The following is a 468-nucleotide window of genomic DNA, read 5'->3' as shown; positions in this document are numbered from 1 at the left end:
GAACAACGCCGAGCTGATGTTCTACACCTCGCGCCGCGTCACCGGCGAAGAAGCGGTGCAGATGGGCCTGGCCAACGTGCTGGTGCCGATCAACGAGGTGCGCAGCGGCGCACTGAAGCTCGCCCGCGAGATCGCCGAATGCTCGCCGCTCGGCCTGCTGTCGACCCGCGCCACCATGCGCGCCGGGCTGGCCGACCGGGTGATGGAAGCCACCAAGCACGAACTCGCCGAGCAGACCCGCCTGCGCGCCACCGAAGACTTCAAGGAAGGCGTCAAAGCCACCGAAGAACGCCGCGTCGCGCATTTCAAGGGGCGGTAGCTTTCCTCATTGGCACGTCATTCCGGGGCACGCGCGCCAGCGCGTGAACCCGGAATCCCGAAGTTGTTTCCCAAGTCATCGGCCCTCATGGTGAGGAGGCGCGTAGCGCCGTCTCGAACCATGAGGTTGTGGTGCACGGCGTGGCCCGC

At 66.7% G+C, this 468-nt stretch carries 1 protein-coding gene; it reads left to right on the top strand.

What is annotated here, in order from left to right:
- Positions 1-319, top strand: a 319-nt coding sequence (locus DYI24_RS27735; protein ID WP_246701404.1) for an enoyl-CoA hydratase/isomerase family protein, incomplete at its 5' end; no start/stop codon positions are given.
- Positions 320-468 lie beyond the last annotated feature (149 nt).

The sequence above is a fragment of the Rhodopseudomonas sp. BR0C11 genome (assembly GCF_010820945.1).
GTDB classification, from domain to species: Bacteria; Pseudomonadota; Alphaproteobacteria; order Rhizobiales; family Xanthobacteraceae; genus Rhodopseudomonas; species Rhodopseudomonas palustris_H.
This window is presented reverse-complemented; position numbering and strand designations above follow the sequence as displayed.